This is a genomic window from Caldococcus noboribetus (assembly GCF_055389385.1).
Genome location: NZ_AP042475.1, coordinates 897,735 through 912,831, shown reverse-complemented (window position 1 = coordinate 912,831; position 15,097 = coordinate 897,735). Strand labels below are relative to the sequence as shown.

At 53.8% G+C, this 15,097-nt stretch carries 15 protein-coding genes; 8 read left to right on the top strand and 7 right to left on the bottom strand.

Annotated features, from left to right (window positions below; genetic code table 11):
* Nucleotides 1–51: 51 nt before the first annotated feature.
* Nucleotides 52–450: a HEPN domain-containing protein gene (locus ACZ5GQ_RS04725; RefSeq protein ID WP_498856031.1), complete on the bottom strand. Its 399-nt coding sequence runs from the start codon at nucleotides 448–450 to the stop codon at nucleotides 52–54.
* A gap of 113 nt (nucleotides 451–563) precedes the next feature.
* Between ACZ5GQ_RS04725 and ACZ5GQ_RS04720 the strand changes: the two genes are divergently transcribed.
* Nucleotides 564–2,186 (top strand): B12-binding domain-containing radical SAM protein, encoded by a 1,623-nt coding sequence (locus ACZ5GQ_RS04720; RefSeq protein WP_498856030.1) that lies wholly within the window; start codon nucleotides 564–566, stop codon nucleotides 2,184–2,186.
* Nucleotides 2,187–2,260: 74 nt separating this feature from the next.
* On the opposite strand, the gene ACZ5GQ_RS04715 is transcribed toward ACZ5GQ_RS04720, so the two are convergent.
* Nucleotides 2,261–3,790 (bottom strand): APC family permease, encoded by a 1,530-nt coding sequence (locus ACZ5GQ_RS04715; RefSeq protein ID WP_498856029.1) that lies wholly within the window; start codon nucleotides 3,788–3,790, stop codon nucleotides 2,261–2,263.
* A 223-nt stretch (nucleotides 3,791–4,013) separates the two neighbouring features.
* On the opposite strand from ACZ5GQ_RS04715, the gene ACZ5GQ_RS04710 reads away from it, so the two are divergent.
* Nucleotides 4,014–4,586 (top strand): class II aldolase/adducin family protein, encoded by a 573-nt coding sequence (locus ACZ5GQ_RS04710; RefSeq protein ID WP_498856028.1) that lies wholly within the window; start codon nucleotides 4,014–4,016, stop codon nucleotides 4,584–4,586.
* 83 nt (nucleotides 4,587–4,669) lie between these two features.
* Here the strand turns inward: ACZ5GQ_RS04710 and ACZ5GQ_RS04705 are convergent, their stop codons facing one another.
* The gene (locus ACZ5GQ_RS04705) at nucleotides 4,670–5,170 is read right to left on the bottom strand and encodes a hypothetical protein (RefSeq protein WP_498856027.1); all 501 of its coding nucleotides are present in this window, start codon (nucleotides 5,168–5,170) and stop codon (nucleotides 4,670–4,672) included.
* 78 nt (nucleotides 5,171–5,248) lie between these two features.
* On the opposite strand from ACZ5GQ_RS04705, the gene ACZ5GQ_RS04700 reads away from it, so the two are divergent.
* The 6 genes from ACZ5GQ_RS04700 to ACZ5GQ_RS04675 all read left to right on the top strand — a co-directional run bounded on the left by ACZ5GQ_RS04700 (nucleotide 5,249) and on the right by ACZ5GQ_RS04675 (nucleotide 11,363).
* A complete protein-coding gene (locus ACZ5GQ_RS04700; RefSeq protein WP_498857376.1) occupies nucleotides 5,249–6,160 on the top strand; it encodes a dipeptidase in 912 nt (303 codons plus the stop codon).
* 75 nt (nucleotides 6,161–6,235) lie between these two features.
* On the top strand, nucleotides 6,236–6,553 hold the full coding sequence (locus ACZ5GQ_RS04695) for a DUF424 domain-containing protein (protein WP_498856026.1): 318 nt from the start codon (nucleotides 6,236–6,238) through the stop codon (nucleotides 6,551–6,553).
* A gap of 90 nt (nucleotides 6,554–6,643) precedes the next feature.
* Nucleotides 6,644–7,450, top strand: coding sequence for an electron transfer flavoprotein subunit beta/FixA family protein (locus ACZ5GQ_RS04690; RefSeq protein WP_498856025.1), 807 nt, complete (start codon nucleotides 6,644–6,646; stop codon nucleotides 7,448–7,450).
* A 10-nt stretch (nucleotides 7,451–7,460) separates the two neighbouring features.
* Nucleotides 7,461–8,369, top strand: a complete 909-nt coding sequence (locus tag ACZ5GQ_RS04685; RefSeq protein ID WP_498856024.1) for an electron transfer flavoprotein subunit alpha/FixB family protein — start codon at nucleotides 7,461–7,463, stop codon at nucleotides 8,367–8,369.
* Nucleotides 8,370–8,497: 128 nt separating this feature from the next.
* A complete protein-coding gene (locus ACZ5GQ_RS04680) occupies nucleotides 8,498–10,414 on the top strand; it encodes a 2-oxoacid:ferredoxin oxidoreductase subunit alpha (RefSeq protein WP_498856023.1) in 1,917 nt (638 codons plus the stop codon).
* Nucleotides 10,404–11,363, top strand: a complete 960-nt coding sequence (locus tag ACZ5GQ_RS04675; protein WP_498856022.1) for a 2-oxoacid:ferredoxin oxidoreductase subunit beta — start codon at nucleotides 10,404–10,406, stop codon at nucleotides 11,361–11,363. The genes ACZ5GQ_RS04680 and ACZ5GQ_RS04675 overlap by 11 nt, the downstream gene beginning before the upstream one ends.
* A gap of 49 nt (nucleotides 11,364–11,412) precedes the next feature.
* Here the strand turns inward: ACZ5GQ_RS04675 and ACZ5GQ_RS04670 are convergent, their stop codons facing one another.
* From ACZ5GQ_RS04670 to ACZ5GQ_RS04655, 4 genes are read right to left on the bottom strand one after another with little or no spacing between them, the layout of a single operon-like run.
* Nucleotides 11,413–12,264, bottom strand: a complete 852-nt coding sequence (locus ACZ5GQ_RS04670; RefSeq protein ID WP_498856021.1) for a DMT family transporter — start codon at nucleotides 12,262–12,264, stop codon at nucleotides 11,413–11,415.
* A 10-nt stretch (nucleotides 12,265–12,274) separates the two neighbouring features.
* Nucleotides 12,275–12,718, bottom strand: a complete 444-nt coding sequence (locus ACZ5GQ_RS04665) for a PPC domain-containing DNA-binding protein (protein WP_498856020.1) — start codon at nucleotides 12,716–12,718, stop codon at nucleotides 12,275–12,277.
* Nucleotides 12,719–12,755: 37 nt separating this feature from the next.
* Complete coding sequence (locus ACZ5GQ_RS04660) at nucleotides 12,756–14,657, bottom strand: aldehyde ferredoxin oxidoreductase family protein (RefSeq protein WP_498856019.1); 1,902 nt, start codon at nucleotides 14,655–14,657, stop codon at nucleotides 12,756–12,758.
* Nucleotides 14,644–14,961 carry a 4Fe-4S dicluster domain-containing protein gene (locus tag ACZ5GQ_RS04655; RefSeq protein ID WP_498856018.1) on the bottom strand — a complete coding sequence of 106 codons (318 nt, stop codon included), beginning with the start codon at nucleotides 14,959–14,961 and terminating at the stop codon, nucleotides 14,644–14,646. The genes ACZ5GQ_RS04660 and ACZ5GQ_RS04655 overlap by 14 nt, the downstream gene beginning before the upstream one ends.
* Between the last annotated feature and the right edge of the window lie 136 nt (nucleotides 14,962–15,097).

The window sequence follows — 15,097 nt, the reverse complement described above, 5'->3', positions numbered from 1 at the left end:
TTTAACGCGCGTTAAAGTTAATAAGCGGTGGTCTGTGCCTTGAAGGGGGACCTACCTTACTAACCTGGAGGGCTCCCCTAGGGCCTTTCTGACATACTCAATTATAACCCTCGCGCACTCCAACGCCTTTACAGCATCCTCCTCAGAGGCCTCGCTGACCTCATAACCGCCTGGGAGCTCGTCGCTGCAGGCATCGTCACAGGAGTCGCTTGTAAGCATGCTAAGCGAGTCCAGGATTCCAAGGCACGCAGGAAGCTGGGGATCCCTTGGCGCGCCCCTCTTAACGGCCTCTGAGTAGGCCTCCCTTAGGCTATGCGATGACCTGGCCCCAAGCATGGCCAGGGATGAGAGCGCTGCCTGCCTGGACTCGTAACACGAGACTCCGTAGAGCCCAGCCTTCAGGTGCCTTTCTGCAGACTTAAGCAGCTCCTCGCTATATCTGAGCGACAAGCCAGAGCCCTGGGAACTCAGGAGGTCTAAGGCGTAAAGCCTGTAATCAGGTTCCATAAATGTTAATTTAAGTTAGTACTTTTAAAGTAGCGGTATTCTACATATCTACATGTGTGCCGCAGGTGAAGGTGATGAGCGAGGGCTTCAAGGTAGTGCTGACAGCCGAGGGGGCCACGGCCAGCGACACCTTGGGCGCCAGCGTGGCAGGCTTTGTAAGCGCCCTGCCTGACAGCTACATTAGGCCCCTCATAGCGAGGACTTACTTCAGGGTGAAGTCAAGGAATGGCATAGCTGAGAGGGCTCCGTACGGCCTGGCTAAGGTAGAGGCCTCGCTCGTGGCCAAGGGCGTGGTAAGCAGGGACGAAGTTGTAATAGCTAGCCCCTACGAGCTTGACAAGGTCATAGGGCCTAACACAAGGGTGCTCGGCATATATGTCATGGATCCTCTCGGACTTAGTTTTGGGAGCGGGATAGTCTACTGGATACTTAAGCTTGCAGGCCTGCCCTATAGGGGCATACCCTTCATTGCTAGGTCTTTCCTGGAGATATTTACAAACCCGGCCGTTAAGGCGCATAGGAACCACATGAAGGTAATTGTCGGAGGACCTGCCACGTGGCAGCTGACGGACACGGGCTATCATAGAAAGCTTGGAATAGACGTCGTGTATGAGGGGGAGTTCGAGAGTCTAGGCCCCTCAGTGTTCTCCAGGCTTCTGAAGGGGGAACCCCTGCCTCCAGTAGTCTCAGCTCCTCCGGCTAAGCTTGAGGACATTCCAATAATACTGACGCCCGCAAACGGAGGCCTGGTAGAGGTCTCAAGGGGCTGTGGCAGGGGCTGCGCCTTCTGCACGCCAACGCTCAGTGGTGCCATAAAGTCGCTCCCGTTCGAAGGTCACATAGATCAGGAGATAAGGGTCAACATAGAGAAGGGTGGGATGAAGGACATAAACCTTCACAGCGAAGAGTTCTTCAGGTATGGGGCCAAGGGCGTAGAGCCCAACCCTGAGAAGGTTATAGAGCTCACCCAGAAGGCTTACAAGCTCGTCAAGTCGTACGGCGATGAGTATACGATATCTACGGACTTTACAACAGCCGCCGCAGTGGCCTACAAGCCTAAGATGGTTGAGGAGGTAGCACAGTACATAAATGAGGGCAGCAGGAGGACGTTCATAGAGATGGGCATAGAGACGGGGTCCCCCAGGCTGTTAAGAAAGCTCATGTCTGGCAAGGCGCTTCCCTACACTCCAGAGCAGTACCCTGAGGTGGTGGAACAGGCCATAGGCATACTTAATGACAACAGGTGGGTCGTGGTTGGCACAATGATAGTTAACCTCCCAGGGGAGACAGAGGACGATATAATGTATGACTTAGAGCTCTTGGACAGGATTAAGAAGCTAAGGGTAATAACGTTCCCACTGCCTTTCATACCAATGGGGGCCCTGAGACACACCTACTTTACTCTCTTGAATAAGATGCTGCTGGATCCTGTCAGGGGGCAGTTTATAATTGAGGCGCTGTCAAAGGCTTTCAGTGAGGCCGCAATGGACATGGACATGGCTGTGGAGAAGATGGAGAACCCCTTCGCTAAGGCAATAATAGGAAGACTTGGCAAGGTATTAGCCTCCATGCTAGTTAAGCGTTACGAGGAGGCAATGAGCGAGCTTGCGTCAAGAAGGCTGAAGGTGCCTGAGGTGAACGAAAGTTACACAACGTTAAGAACAGCAACTACCTATTAAAATGTCTGTTGCATGTAGCGTTGAATCAAGTAGCCGTTATATATAATATAATTGAGGGAGTAAGGGGGCCTGCTTTACGAAGAGCTCGCGCTGAAGACTCCCCATGGGAGAAACACTAGAACCGAGACAATGGCCACTAAGATGCTCGCCGGTATGAAACCTATGATTGAGAGAGCGCCATCGCTGCCTATGTAAGACATTAGCACTATGAAGCCTAGGTATGCAAGGTACCATAAGGAGCTTAGGAAGCCTCCTTTAACCCTAAATATGGCGCCAAAGACTAGGGCGCCGGCAAGCCCTATGGCTACTGCATAGGGCACCGCAGGCCAGCCGCTCCAGAACGATATGAGCGAGGCACTGGCAAAGGCCAGGGCCGCCCATATCCATGAGCCTGGCAGCCTATACTCCTTAGGTATCAGGCCCTTCCTGTGGCCAGCTAGCATGGCAACGGGGAGAGTTGCGAACGCCAGGTAGCCGCCCACCACGGCATCCTGAAGCATTGCATAGATGGTCGGCACGGGGGCTGTCAGGAAGGTCAGGACTGCGGCAACTACAGCAAATGCTATAAGGGCCCAGTAGGGGATTGCGTAGGACTCGCTTATTTCCTTAAGCTTCTCTGGCATGTAGCCTGATCTGGCCATGGAGAACAGCACTCTAACTCCGCTGCCCAGGTAGATGTAACCTGTGACGAACGGGCCTAGTATGGCTACGACAAGCGTTAGGTAGAGCGCAAGCGAGGACCTGGCGGCTTTTGCTAGGTCTACAAAGGGATTTCCTGGCAGGGAGCTCACGGCAGTCCAGTTGCCAGGAGCTATGCTAAGCGCGCTCCACTTTAGTCCACCAATGAAGATCACGCTGAACAGTATGTAGAAAAGCGTCTGGCCCAGTACAGTCAGCAGTATGGCCTTTCCTAAGAATGACTTGTCCTTCACCTCCTCGGCGAAGTCAGGTATGACCCTTATGCCTCCATATGCAAACATTGCAAAGGGTATCGCGAGGAAGATGCCACTGAACCCAAACGGCATAAAGCCTCCCTTGACTGCAGTGAAGTTCCTGACGTCAAAGAACGCAAAGGCCAGGGCCAGGGCTGCGGCAACGTAGACGAGCAGCTTTATAATGCCAACAGAGGCCGTGGCCTTACCAAAAGCCTTTACACCGAAGTAGTTAAATGGCACGAAGAACAGCAGCAACAGGGTTCCTACTGCCGCTCCCTGTAAAGTTGGAATGGTAGTATGTGGAACTATCAGTGATGGAAATATGAAGGAGAGCCCTTCAACAGTGGCCAGGGCCTCTATCGGAGGTATGAAGAGGTACCAGACCAGGTTCATAAATGATGATATTAGGTTCAGGGTGTTGCCATGGGTATATAAGGGGTACCTGGCAGGTCCTCCGGCCTCAGGCCAGGTGAGGGCCAGCTCTATGATGGGTATTGAGATGAATGTGTAGAACACGGCGCCGAGAATCCATGCCACTACTAGGCTCGGCCCCGCGTCGACAGCCATCTGAGCAGGCGCAAAGAGCACGCCTGTTCCTACGGCGCCTACTATTCCAGCTATTAGTATCTCAAGGAACGAGAGCTCCCTCCTTAGGGACCTGCTAGACATACCTACCACCTAAAACTTTGGGCCACTGACGGTATCCATGTTTATAAGGTATTAATTCATGGACACAACTTTCGTACAGATCCTACGTAGAGAACAACAGCTTTGGTCTTAGTCTGGACAGCTAGCTATGTCTAGGAAGTCATCATCATGAGGTTTCTCGGCTCGCCTTAACAGTTTTAACTCAGTTGTAATAGTCCTGGTAGATGGGTTATGGAGGTTGAGGTTGAACGAGGAAGTAATGGAGGTAGTTGCAGACGTTGCGAGGCTCCTTTACCAGAGGGGGTTGGTACAGGTGAAGGGAGGCAACGTTAGCGTCATAGACAGATCGTCGGGGCTCGTTTACATAACCCCGACGGGGGTTCCAAGGCACCAAATTAAGGCCGACGACATAGCAGTTATGACGCTTGACGGAAACGTGATAGTCGGGACTCCAAGCAGTGAGTTCAGGATGCACCTAGGAATTTACAGCTCAATACCTTCAGCTGTAGGCGTTGTGCACGCCCATCCGTCTAAGGTGATAGCCCTCTACGAGCTCGGTTCCAGGTTAGACCTTTCCATAACTACTGAGGCCAAAGCGAGAGTTAACTGCGTCAGCGAGGTCCCCTATATAAAGCCTGGCACCCAGGAACTCGCGGCTGCCGTGAGCGACGCACTTAAGCAGTGTCAGGCGGCAGCGCTCAGAGGTCACGGCATAGTTGCCTACTCCTCCCGTGACATCTATGAGGCTCTAGATATCGTTGAAGCTCTGAGCGACTTGGCAGAGATTCAACTATATATTAGTTTGATGAGAAAGTGAGCATGATATAGAGGAAAAGGATCTTTAGTCAAAAGGCCCTCAATTCAAAAGAGCATCACGTACATAACAGGGAGCTTCGTTGGTTAGCCTCCCGGCGTTCCATGATATGTCGCGTCACGCCACACGGCGTCCCAGATCTCCTGCTCGCTGAGGGTTATGTTCTTTATTATTGCATTGTAAATCTGCGTGAGGAGGGCATGATGGAAATTCTCGTCCCTCAGAAGCATATCTATAAGGAACATAAGCGCTGGGTCTGACTTTATTATATCATCGTTTTTAAGCTTCTCAAGCTCCTCTATGCTCTCCTTCTCCATCTGTATGTGCGACTCTATGTCATTGAGCACCGCCGAGGACTCTGCCTGGTCTATGAGACCGGCGCCCTGAAGTATGGAAGCCATGGTTTCGTAAATCTTTGAGTGCTTTATTGAGTCCTGGGACACGGCCTCTATTATAAGCCTTACCACCGGGTTCTGGGATCTCTCGGAGGTAGCCCTCAGTTTTTCCGCATACTCAAGCTCGCGCTTAGACTCGTTCCTAAAGTACTCCGCTAGCCTTTTCTTGGCTTCAAAGTTTTGCAGAGCCATTTCGCTCACTAGTTAGAAAGCCGTTCTAGCTACGTATAAAGCTTCAACGCATGAACGTATAATACTCAGCATTTAGCCATAGGCTGCCCTGGTGGGATCACGAGGCTTATTGACTTACATGAGGATATAGGGTACTGGTACTCCAGAGGCTATGACTTCGTGTCAGGGCAAGGTCCCACGAGCCTTGATAAGCTTTCAAAGCTGGGCGACGTTGCAGTGGTTGCTATGATTTTCCCTGCCGTTGGCAGGGGAAGGTATGACCTAACTCTTAACGTGCTGCTCAACCAGCTTAAGTACTTCCTAAGCCTTGAGCACGATGGTAAAGTAAAGATAGTGAGGAGGGCCAGCGACCTGAACCAGCCTGGGGTGAAGCTAATAATAGGGCTTGAGGGTACTGACGCCCTCAGCGACGCCTATGACCTGCTCTGGCTCTTTAATGCCGGCCTCAGGGTAATAGCTCCTACCTGGAACTATAGCACTAAGTTTGCGTCCTCCTGCACCTCTAAGAAGGACTATGGCCTTACAGACCAGGGCGAGGAGCTGGTCAGGCTTGCCAACGAACTCGGAGTAGTAATAGACGTGTCACACTCATCCAGGCAGACAACCCTTGACGTGACAGCCATAAGTAAGAAGCCCGTTATAGCTACGCACAGCAACGTAATGGCATTGAAGCAGCACTACAGAAACCTTGACGACGCCGAGATAGAGGGCATAGTGAAGACCGGGGGCGTAATTGGTGTGACAAGCATACCTGGCACTCTGCCGTCTGACGACATAAATGGTATGGTCGCGGTGGCTAACTATATTGGCGAGAAGTTCGGGTGGGACTACGTAGCCCTGGGCACGGACTTCCTAGGACTTGACAAGTACCCGCAGGGGTTCTCAGACCTCTCCAATATAGATGACCTAGCCTCAAGGCTTGGAAGCCACGCAGAGGCCGTCCTGTGGGGCAACGCGCTGTGCGCCCTCAGGCAGGCGCTGCCACAGTAGCCGAGCGGCTGGCCAAGCGATTTTACTTGAGCTTTTAAGCGTCCCTCCTCATTTTAAAACCTTGAGCTGATTAGTATGGGGGATAAGCTAGTTTACAACATAATAAGGTCAGAGTCTGGCACGGTGCTCGCAGTAGCTGACGCCGAGCTGCTGAATAGGAGGTTCACAAGGGAGGATGGAGCGGTGCTTGAAGTTAACGAGGAATTCTTTGGAGACAAGGTAGGTGATGAGAGTGACGTGCTAAGGCTCATTGATGAGGCGGACATGATAGTGCTTGTCGGCAAGAGGTCTGTTGGGCTTGCCACGAGGCTTGGCCTCGTAGCTCCTGGATCTGAGATAGTTATAGGCGGGGTGCCCTACGTGCAGGTCTTTAAGTCGCCCATGCTAGGGTAAACTCCAAAAGAGCTAATCCAAGCCCCTTATATGCAGCTCATAGGCTTGGCCTTTTATTTACAGGGCCAAACATAGCAGGAGGGTGATCACGTGGGAGACATAGTGGTATTGCTGAAGCCTGCCCTCAACCCTGAAATGATAAGGGGAACCCCCGAGGGTCTCGTGGACTTCGACTACATGCCTTTGAAGCTCTCCGATATTGACAGGAACGCAGTAGAGGAGGCCGTAAGGATTAGGGACCAGTACTTCAAGGGCTCAAAGATATATTCTATAAGCGTGGCCACCTGGGGCCCCATTGCGAAGAGGGACAAGGACATAAAGATGGCGGTTCAGGAAGGCCTGGCGAAGGGAGTAGACGAGGCCTACATAGTCGAGGATGACTCAATAACTCCCGGGGACCAGGTGACCACTGCCTCCGCTATAGTGGCCGTACTCAAGAAGTTTAACATAAAGCCTGACATAATACTAGCTGGTGAGGCCACCATTGACGGGTTCTCGGGCCAGATAGCGGGCAGGGTGGCCGCGAAGCTTGGCTTACCCTATGTGAGCTTTGTGAGAAAGATAGACATTAAAGGCAATACGCTTGTGGCCGAAAGGGACGTGGAGGACTATGTAGAGGTCGTAGAGGCCCCGCTGCCCGCGGTTGTGAGCGTCACCAGGGAGATAAACTCCCCAAGGCCTCCAACCCTGATACAGATAAGGATGGCCTCAAGGAAGCCGCAGCATGTGGTTAAGTTGAGTGACCTAAGTGATGTGGCAGCGCCTAAGAAGAAGCTCTCCGCTGCCAGGGTACTTGCGGTCAAGAGAAAACAGGTAATGATAGAGGGCAAGACTCTCGAGGAGACAGCTGACAAGTTGATAGATGCTCTGGTCTCCGAGGGCGTGATAAAGGCGTGAGGTGATGGGTATGGCGTCCTCGCTGGTCGTTGGAAGCTCCGAGGACGACATAGCTGAAGCCCTAACTATAGCCAGGCAGCTGGGCGACGTCTACATAGTGGCTTATGGTAACGTTAACGCCGACTCATTGACTGAGTACGGCCATACAGTGTATCACATAGCCCAGGACGACCCCGAGTCCATATTTAAGGCTGTTAAGGAGGTCTACGACCAGGTTAAGCCATCCCTTGTACTTGCCCCAACCTCCAAGAACCTGAAGGACGCGCTCTCGAGGCTTGCAGGGCTCTACGATCTTCCTATGGCAACGGAGGTCTTCAACGTGAAGCTCACAGGCGACCAGGTATCGTACACCCGTGGCTTCCTCAGCGGGAGGGCGCTGGAGGACGACGTAGCCCCGCTGCCAGCAATACTGCTTCTAGCTGCCAGGAAGATGCCCAAGGCGCAGAAGTCTCAGGCCAGGGGCAGCGTAAAGGAGCTGAGCGTTGCGCCCTCCCTTAAAGTCGTCGAGAGGAGGCCCAAGGAGAGGGGCGGCGTTAACATAGAGGCTGCCGAGATAATAGTGAGCGTCGGTAGGGGGTTCAGGAGCAAGGACGACCTCAAGCTGGCCTTCGACCTGGCCGAGGTGCTTAATGCCCAGATAGGCTGCTCAAGGCCCATAGCTGCAGACCTCAAGTGGCTCAGCGAGGATCACTGGGTTGGCCTGAGTGGCCACAAGGTGGCCCCAAAGCTTTACATGGCAATAGGCATAAGCGGCGCACCACAGCACCTGGCGGGCATAACCGATGCTAAGCTCGTGGTAGCAATAAACAACGATAAGAGTGCCCCAATATTCAAAAACTGCGACTATGGGGTTGTGGCAGACCTATACCAGTTTGTGCCAGTCCTTACGAAGAGGCTGAGGGAGAGGCTTCACAAGTAATCTGGATACACTTTATAATACTTTTCTATAAAAATATTTTGAAGAAATTATTTAAGATTATGAAAAAGAAAAATACATACATCAGTGTAAAAGCGTTTTAGGCTAGCTTAATTTGACGAGTGCGAGAGATGGCACTTAAGGAAGTTCACCTGTTACTTGGCGGGCCGCAGGGCGCTGGTGTTGAGACCAGCGCCTCGGTGCTCACAGCCTCCCTGGCAGGGCTAGGCTACGGCATAATGTCAGACAGGGAGTACTACTCAAACATAGTAGGGAGGCACTCGTACGTGCACTTCACAATATCCGCCACGTCGTTCCCGCGCAGCTTAACCTACCCTGTTGAGCTTATAGGGGCTATGGACGCTGAGTCCGTCCTGACCCACTTCCACGAGGTTGCGCCAGGAGGGGCCTTAGTCTATGACGCTGGAGTGGAGAAGACCAAGATCTCCCAAATAATAAGCATGGAGCCGGAGGTAAGGGAGAGGGTGGAGGCGAGGTTCAAGGAGTACGGCCTTGAGCCCACGGTGGGCAACGCTGCCAAGATAGTCGAAGAGAAACTGAATGCCCACGCTGTCCCCCTTGACTTCAGGAAAATACTTGATGATGCCAGGCAGAAGCTCGGGGTTAGCAGCGTTGAGGTGCAGCGTTACAGGAACAGCATACTGCTGGGAGCCACGGCCGCAGTACTAGGCGTTGACCCGGAAGTCATAAGGGACGGCCTTAACGTGAGGTTCAAGGGCAATAAAAAGGTTGTTGACGCTAACATGGTTGTCGTAGGACTTGCAATGGAAAGCGTTCCTAAAGACGTGAGGGGGCTGGCCAAGCTTGACGAGCCCAAGCTTGACGTTGAGGAGATGATAAGCGCCAGCGGAAATGATGTCATAGGTATGGCCAAGATAGTGGGCGGCGTCAGGTACCAGTCATACTACCCGATAACACCAGCGTCAGACGAGTCGGTGTTTATAGAGGCTCACCAGGCCGTCAGCGTTGATGGCAAGCCTGTGGGCTCAATAGTTGTCTTCCAGACAGAGGACGAGCTGGCCGCGATAAACTCTGCCATAGGCGCCGCCCTTACTGGAGTGAGGGCTGCCACGGCAACCAGCGGGCCAGGCTTCAGCCTGATGGTTGAAGGCCTTGGCTGGGCCGGCCACAACGAGGTACCGCTGCTAATAACCTTCTACCAGAGGGGAGGCCCAAGCACCGGACAGCCCACAAGGGGGGAGCAGGCCGACCTGCTGTTCTCACTCTTCGCCAGCCATGGCGAGTTCCCAAGGATTGTCATTGCTAGTGGTGACATAGAGGAGGCCTTCTACGACACGCTGAAGGCCCTCAACTGGGCCGAGAGATTCCAGGTGCCCGTAATACACCTTGTTGACAAATATATGGCCAACGTTATATCATCCATGAGGATGCCTGATCCGTCTAAGGTTAAGGTCGATAGGGGCAAGCTGATACTTAAGGCTTCAGGACCCATGAAGAGGTTTGATCTCAGCGATCCCATAAGCCCAAGGCCTGCCATAGGCTCAGGCGCCATAACCTGGTACACAGGCGACGAACATAACGAGTGGGGCCATATAAGCGAGGACCCCATAAACAGGGTCAAGATGTATGACAAGAGGATGAAGAAGCTTGAAATCATGGATCAGGAGATACCTGTGGAGGAGAGGGCCGTATACTATGGCGATGATAACGCTGACTTCCTGCTGGTTGGCTGGGGCTTCGTGAAGGGTGCGGCCCTTGACGCGCTCGAGGAGCTAAGGCAGGAGGGCTACCGCGGCGCCTACCTTCACTTAAAGGTCTTCAGCCCATTCCCATCAAAGTACGTGGCCAGCATACTTTCAAAGTTTGATCCCAAGAGGATTATAGATGTTGAGCACAACTACCTTGGCCAGGCAGCTAAGGTCATAGAGATGAACACGGGCTTTGAGATATCAAGGTTTATTTTGAAGTATACGGGGAGGCCCATGTATCGTATGGAACTCAAGGAGGCCGTGAAAAGGATCCTTGAGGGTAAGAGCGTGAGGGAGGTGTTGACCTATGGTGAGTGAGGCCGCATATAAGACAAACGTGTGGGTCGACTGGTGCCCTGCCTGCGGCAACTTCGGCATACTGACTGCCGTACAGAGGGCGCTGGCGGAGCTTAACATACCTCCAGACAAGGTTGTCGACGTCTCAGGCATAGGCTGCAGCGGCAAGATATCACACTTCCTCAATGTAAACGGTGTCCACAACCTTCACGGAAGGTCCATACCTTACGCCGAGGGCATAAAGCTCGCCAACCCAGAGCTCACGGTGCTAGTTGACGGTGGCGATGGCGATCTCCTCGGAATAGGCATGGCGCACTTCGTGGCGCTTGGAAGGAGGAACCTGGACATAAAGGTGATTATCCACGACAACCAAGTATATGGCCTGACCAAGGGACAGGCGTCGCCAACCCTGAGGGCAGGCCAGAAGGTCAAGTCAATGCCTTTACCTAACATGCAGGACTGGGTCAACCCAATATCAGTTGCACTCGCGAGCGGTTACACCTTCGTAGCCAGAGCTTATGCTCTGTGGATAGACGACCTTAAGGAAATACTGAAGGCCGCAATAAAGCACAGGGGCGCGGCCGTTATAGACGTGCTACAGCCGTGCCCAACCTGGAACAACATCTACACGCCGGACTTCTACAAGCAGAAGCTTTACAAGCTTGACAGCGAGAAGGACTGGGATCCATATGTAAGGAGCCCTGACCCAAAGGAGGCGGCCGAGAAGCTGAGCAGGGCATTCGCCAAGGCCCAGGAGTGGGGCGATAGAATACCCGTCGGCATATTCTACGCTAACCCCTACGTTGAGAGCTTTGTTGACAACGTCTCTAAGGTAAACCCAATGTACATGCAGATGCCGCCAGCAAAGAATGTGATAGCGAAAGAAGACGGGACGCCCATAGTGGACGTGCCAACGATGAGGGCTATATTCAAGGACTATATAATAAACGTTAGAAAAGGGCACGCTTAGCCGCGCGTTTCTAAACCTAAATTATTAGCTAGCTTTTTTGTTTTAATAATTACAATGATATTGTCCCTGAAACTAAAAGTATTCCAAGAAATGCTACGCAGGCCGCAGTCCAGTGCCTTATCTTAGGGTGCTTGCCAGCCTCCCTGGTAGCGCCGTAAAGTAGGGCAGTCGCCACTATGGGCCTTAGATTTTGAAGCGGCGTCACGATGTCAACTCCCAAGGACGTGAGGGCCACATACCTGAGAAGCTGGCCCAGGGCTGCGGCTAGACCCATTATAGTGACAGGTCCCCCAGATCTCCTCAGCAGGCCTAGGTTAGCCCTAGGGCTAAGGGCTGCCAGCCCCGAGAGGTAGGCTATTATAACGCCAAGCCCTGGGCTGCCGCCGTAGAGGTCACCAAGTTTTATTATAGCTACAGATGAAGCTATGGCGAACCCTGTGGCAAGCCCAAGGCCAAGGCCTGAGGGGCTGAACCTCTCGGTGCCCCAGTCCGACGCTAGGTAAACCGCGGCCATTATAGCAGCTACGCCTAGGACTACTGATAGCGTTATCCGCTCACCAAGGATCAAGCTCATGAGTATTGAGAAGGCCGCGCTGGAGCTAGTCATGACGCTTGCACCGCTGGAGGAGAGCCTGGATGTAGCGGCATACATGAGGGTCCTTCCGACGCTGAAGTTTATTATACCGGCTGCTATGAAGAGTCCAGCTGATGCAAGGGTTAGCCTAAGGCCGCCAGCGAAGGGCAACATTATAACGAGTAGCGGAAGCCCTGCCAGGAGCGTTGAAAAAGAGAGAAGCGAGGGATCAGCTCCCTCAAGCTTCATTTTTGCAACAGCGTCGTGTATCCCAAATGCTATGCCAACCGATACAGCCATTACAAGGGCTGCTGTCCTGGGTATCAAGCCGGCGGCCTCACAAGGTCAACGCCGGTAGCCCTATTGATTGGTCCATGAGCCTCCTGAGGGTCCCGGAGGTGCTCACTATGAAGACTTCAGCAAGAGGGCTGACCACGCCCTTAAGCAGGTGTCCTGACACGGGCTGATGATTTGGCAGCGTCGCCGTCACGTGTATATGGGGCGAGGGGGCCCCCGTCTCATCAAGGGCTAGGCTCCCTATGGCGGACGTGAGCTCTATGGTCTCACCCTCACCTGCGTCGAAGCTTTGAACGTCGTATTTCCCCAGCTTGTAAACACCCACCTCCAGATGCTTCAAGCCCCCGATGGCTATTATGAGGCCACCGCTTATCGAGTACTTCTTGGAGAGCTGCCTTATAGAGTCGAGCAGCTCCTCCCCAGGGTGAAGCCTTGCAACCACCAGGGAGGAGGGTGAAAGGCTTACCTCCACAGCCAGCTTCACCTGTTAAGTTTTGTCCGGGAGGCAATTAACGCGTTAGCTAGTCCTCAAGCTTTACTCCTCTAGCCTCTAAGTCCCTGGCCACCTCCTCTAGGCCCAGCCTCAGTAGGGTGGACCTTCTAGGCACCCCATCCCTGGTCCAGCCTCTCACGTCATAGTACTCGTCAAGCATAGCATCAAGCTCTATCACGTGCCCCCTGGCCGGTCCGCTCCTTAGCGGCTCCTCAAGGAACCTCCTCGGCAGCCTGTCGTGGGCCCTCCTTACCCCCTCCCTAACAAGGTAGGCCCTCTCTATGTTAACTATCCTCATGCCTGCCTCTCTCATATCGCTCTCCGTGGTGTGGATGCCGGTTATTGCGCTGTAGGCTCTAGCGGCCATCTCAAAATCCAGTATTAGCATGTTCTCCGCGGTGTTCTTGCACGACTCAAAAGAGTCTACGATTGCATTGAGGTCCTCGAAGTAGTTTATTAGCTTGCCCTTACCCTTAACTCCTAGCCTCATCGTAGCCTCTGGCTCCCCGAACATCCTCTTGCCAAGCTCAGGGTCGTCCTCAACCTCAACGAAAGGCTCAGACCTAAGGTGATCCGCGCCCCTGCTAGCCACTGCAAAGCCAAGTCCGTAGCCCTTGAGGGCCCTTGGGTCCGCCTGTATCATCTCAAGCCCCTTGACGTGGAACGCTATGTCCTTGCCCTTGTTTAGGATCTCAGAGGCCCTTTTGACGCCCTCAGCCAGAACCCTGCCTATGCCCTTCCTGTAAGCTATCATATCTACAAGCTCCTCTATAGTGTCAGGGTTGCCCCACTCCAGCTTCACCCCAACGTCCTCATCGCTTATCTCGCCGCGCTGCCTCAGCTCCATGAGCCACGCTATGACTTCGCTTGTTGTTATGGCATCCATGCCGTAGTCCGCCACCTTGAGTATTATCTTGAGCGCCCTGTCGAGGTCCCTGTTGCCCACCCTGACAGTGAAGCCGCCAAGGGGCTCGTACTCGGGGCCCTCTCCCATGAGGCCTGCCAGCGGCCCTCTCTTTATTAAGAAGAACCTCGCGCAGGGCAGAGCGCAGCCAGCCGAGCACGCCCTCACCTTGACGTTGTACTCCCTGGCCAGCCTCTCGCCACTGACCTCATAAGCGTAGTCAACCACTGGGTCCTGGAAGTGCCTTCCTGGGAGGAAGCCAAGCCTTTGTCCAGCCATTAATACCCTGGATGTACCCATTATCCTCCTTGGCCAGTACTGGGGGTTCTCATAAATTCTGTGTAACATCTCATCTATGACCTTTAGTAGCTCATCTACGTTCTCGGCCTCGATGTAGCCGTCCCCCCTCACGGCAATAGCCTTAACGTTCTTAGAGGCTAACACCGTTCCCATGCCTGTCCTGCCGGCGGCCCTGTAGATGTTGAAGAAGACTCCAGCAAACTTCACAAGGTTTTCAGCGGCGGGCCCTACTGCGCCTATCTGAACCCTCTGGTCTCCGAGGTCGTGCCTTATAGCCTCGTGGGTCTGCGAAACGGTTAAACCCCAGAGGCCCTCGGCATCCATGAATTCAACGCCCGACTCCGTTATGTAGAGGTACACGGGCCTGTCGCTCCTGCCCTCTATGATCAGCTGGTCATAGCCCGCGAACTTCATCTCCTCAGAGAAGTGCGTGCCGGCGTTGGAGTCGCCAAGGAGGCCCGTCAAGGGCGAGCGGGAGGTCACGTTTAGCCTGGATCCAAGGCCGTGGGGGAAGCCGACCAGGGGACCCGTAGCTATCATTAGCTTGTTCTCAGGCCCCAGGGGATCGGTGCCTGGCGGGACCTCCCAGTAAAGCCTGTAGACGTTGAGCCCCCTGCCGCCTATGAACGCCTTGGCCAGTGAGGGGTCGAGCTCCTCGGCCCTGTAGGTCCTGTGGGTGAGGTCTATCCTGAGAACCTTGCCGCCATAGCCCTTAAGCCTCGTCAACGTCTACACCCCACTCCTCCGCCAACTTCCTGAGCTCGCTTATAGCGAAGGCCTCGGCAGCGTTGCGGGGCTTTACCTTTACCTTAGTTACATTAGAGAGCGACAGCGCGTTAGTCGGGCATCTGGCGACGCACATGGGCTCTCCGCCGCAGAGGTCGCAGATGAGGGGATAGCGGGCCTCCCTGGGCTCCATCCTTGCGGCGCCGTAGGGGCAGACCTCGCTGCAGACCCTGCAGCCTATGCACTTGCCCTTGTCTAGGTTAACCTCGCCAAGCTTGCCCTTGCTAAGCGCACCGTGGGGCACAGCTCAACGCATGGGGCAGGCTCACACTGCTGGCATACAACTGGGTAATCAAAGCCTAGGCGTTCATAGGTTATGACCGATATCCTGGAGAGGGACCTTGAGAACACGCCTTCATGTTCATACGAGCACCAGAGCT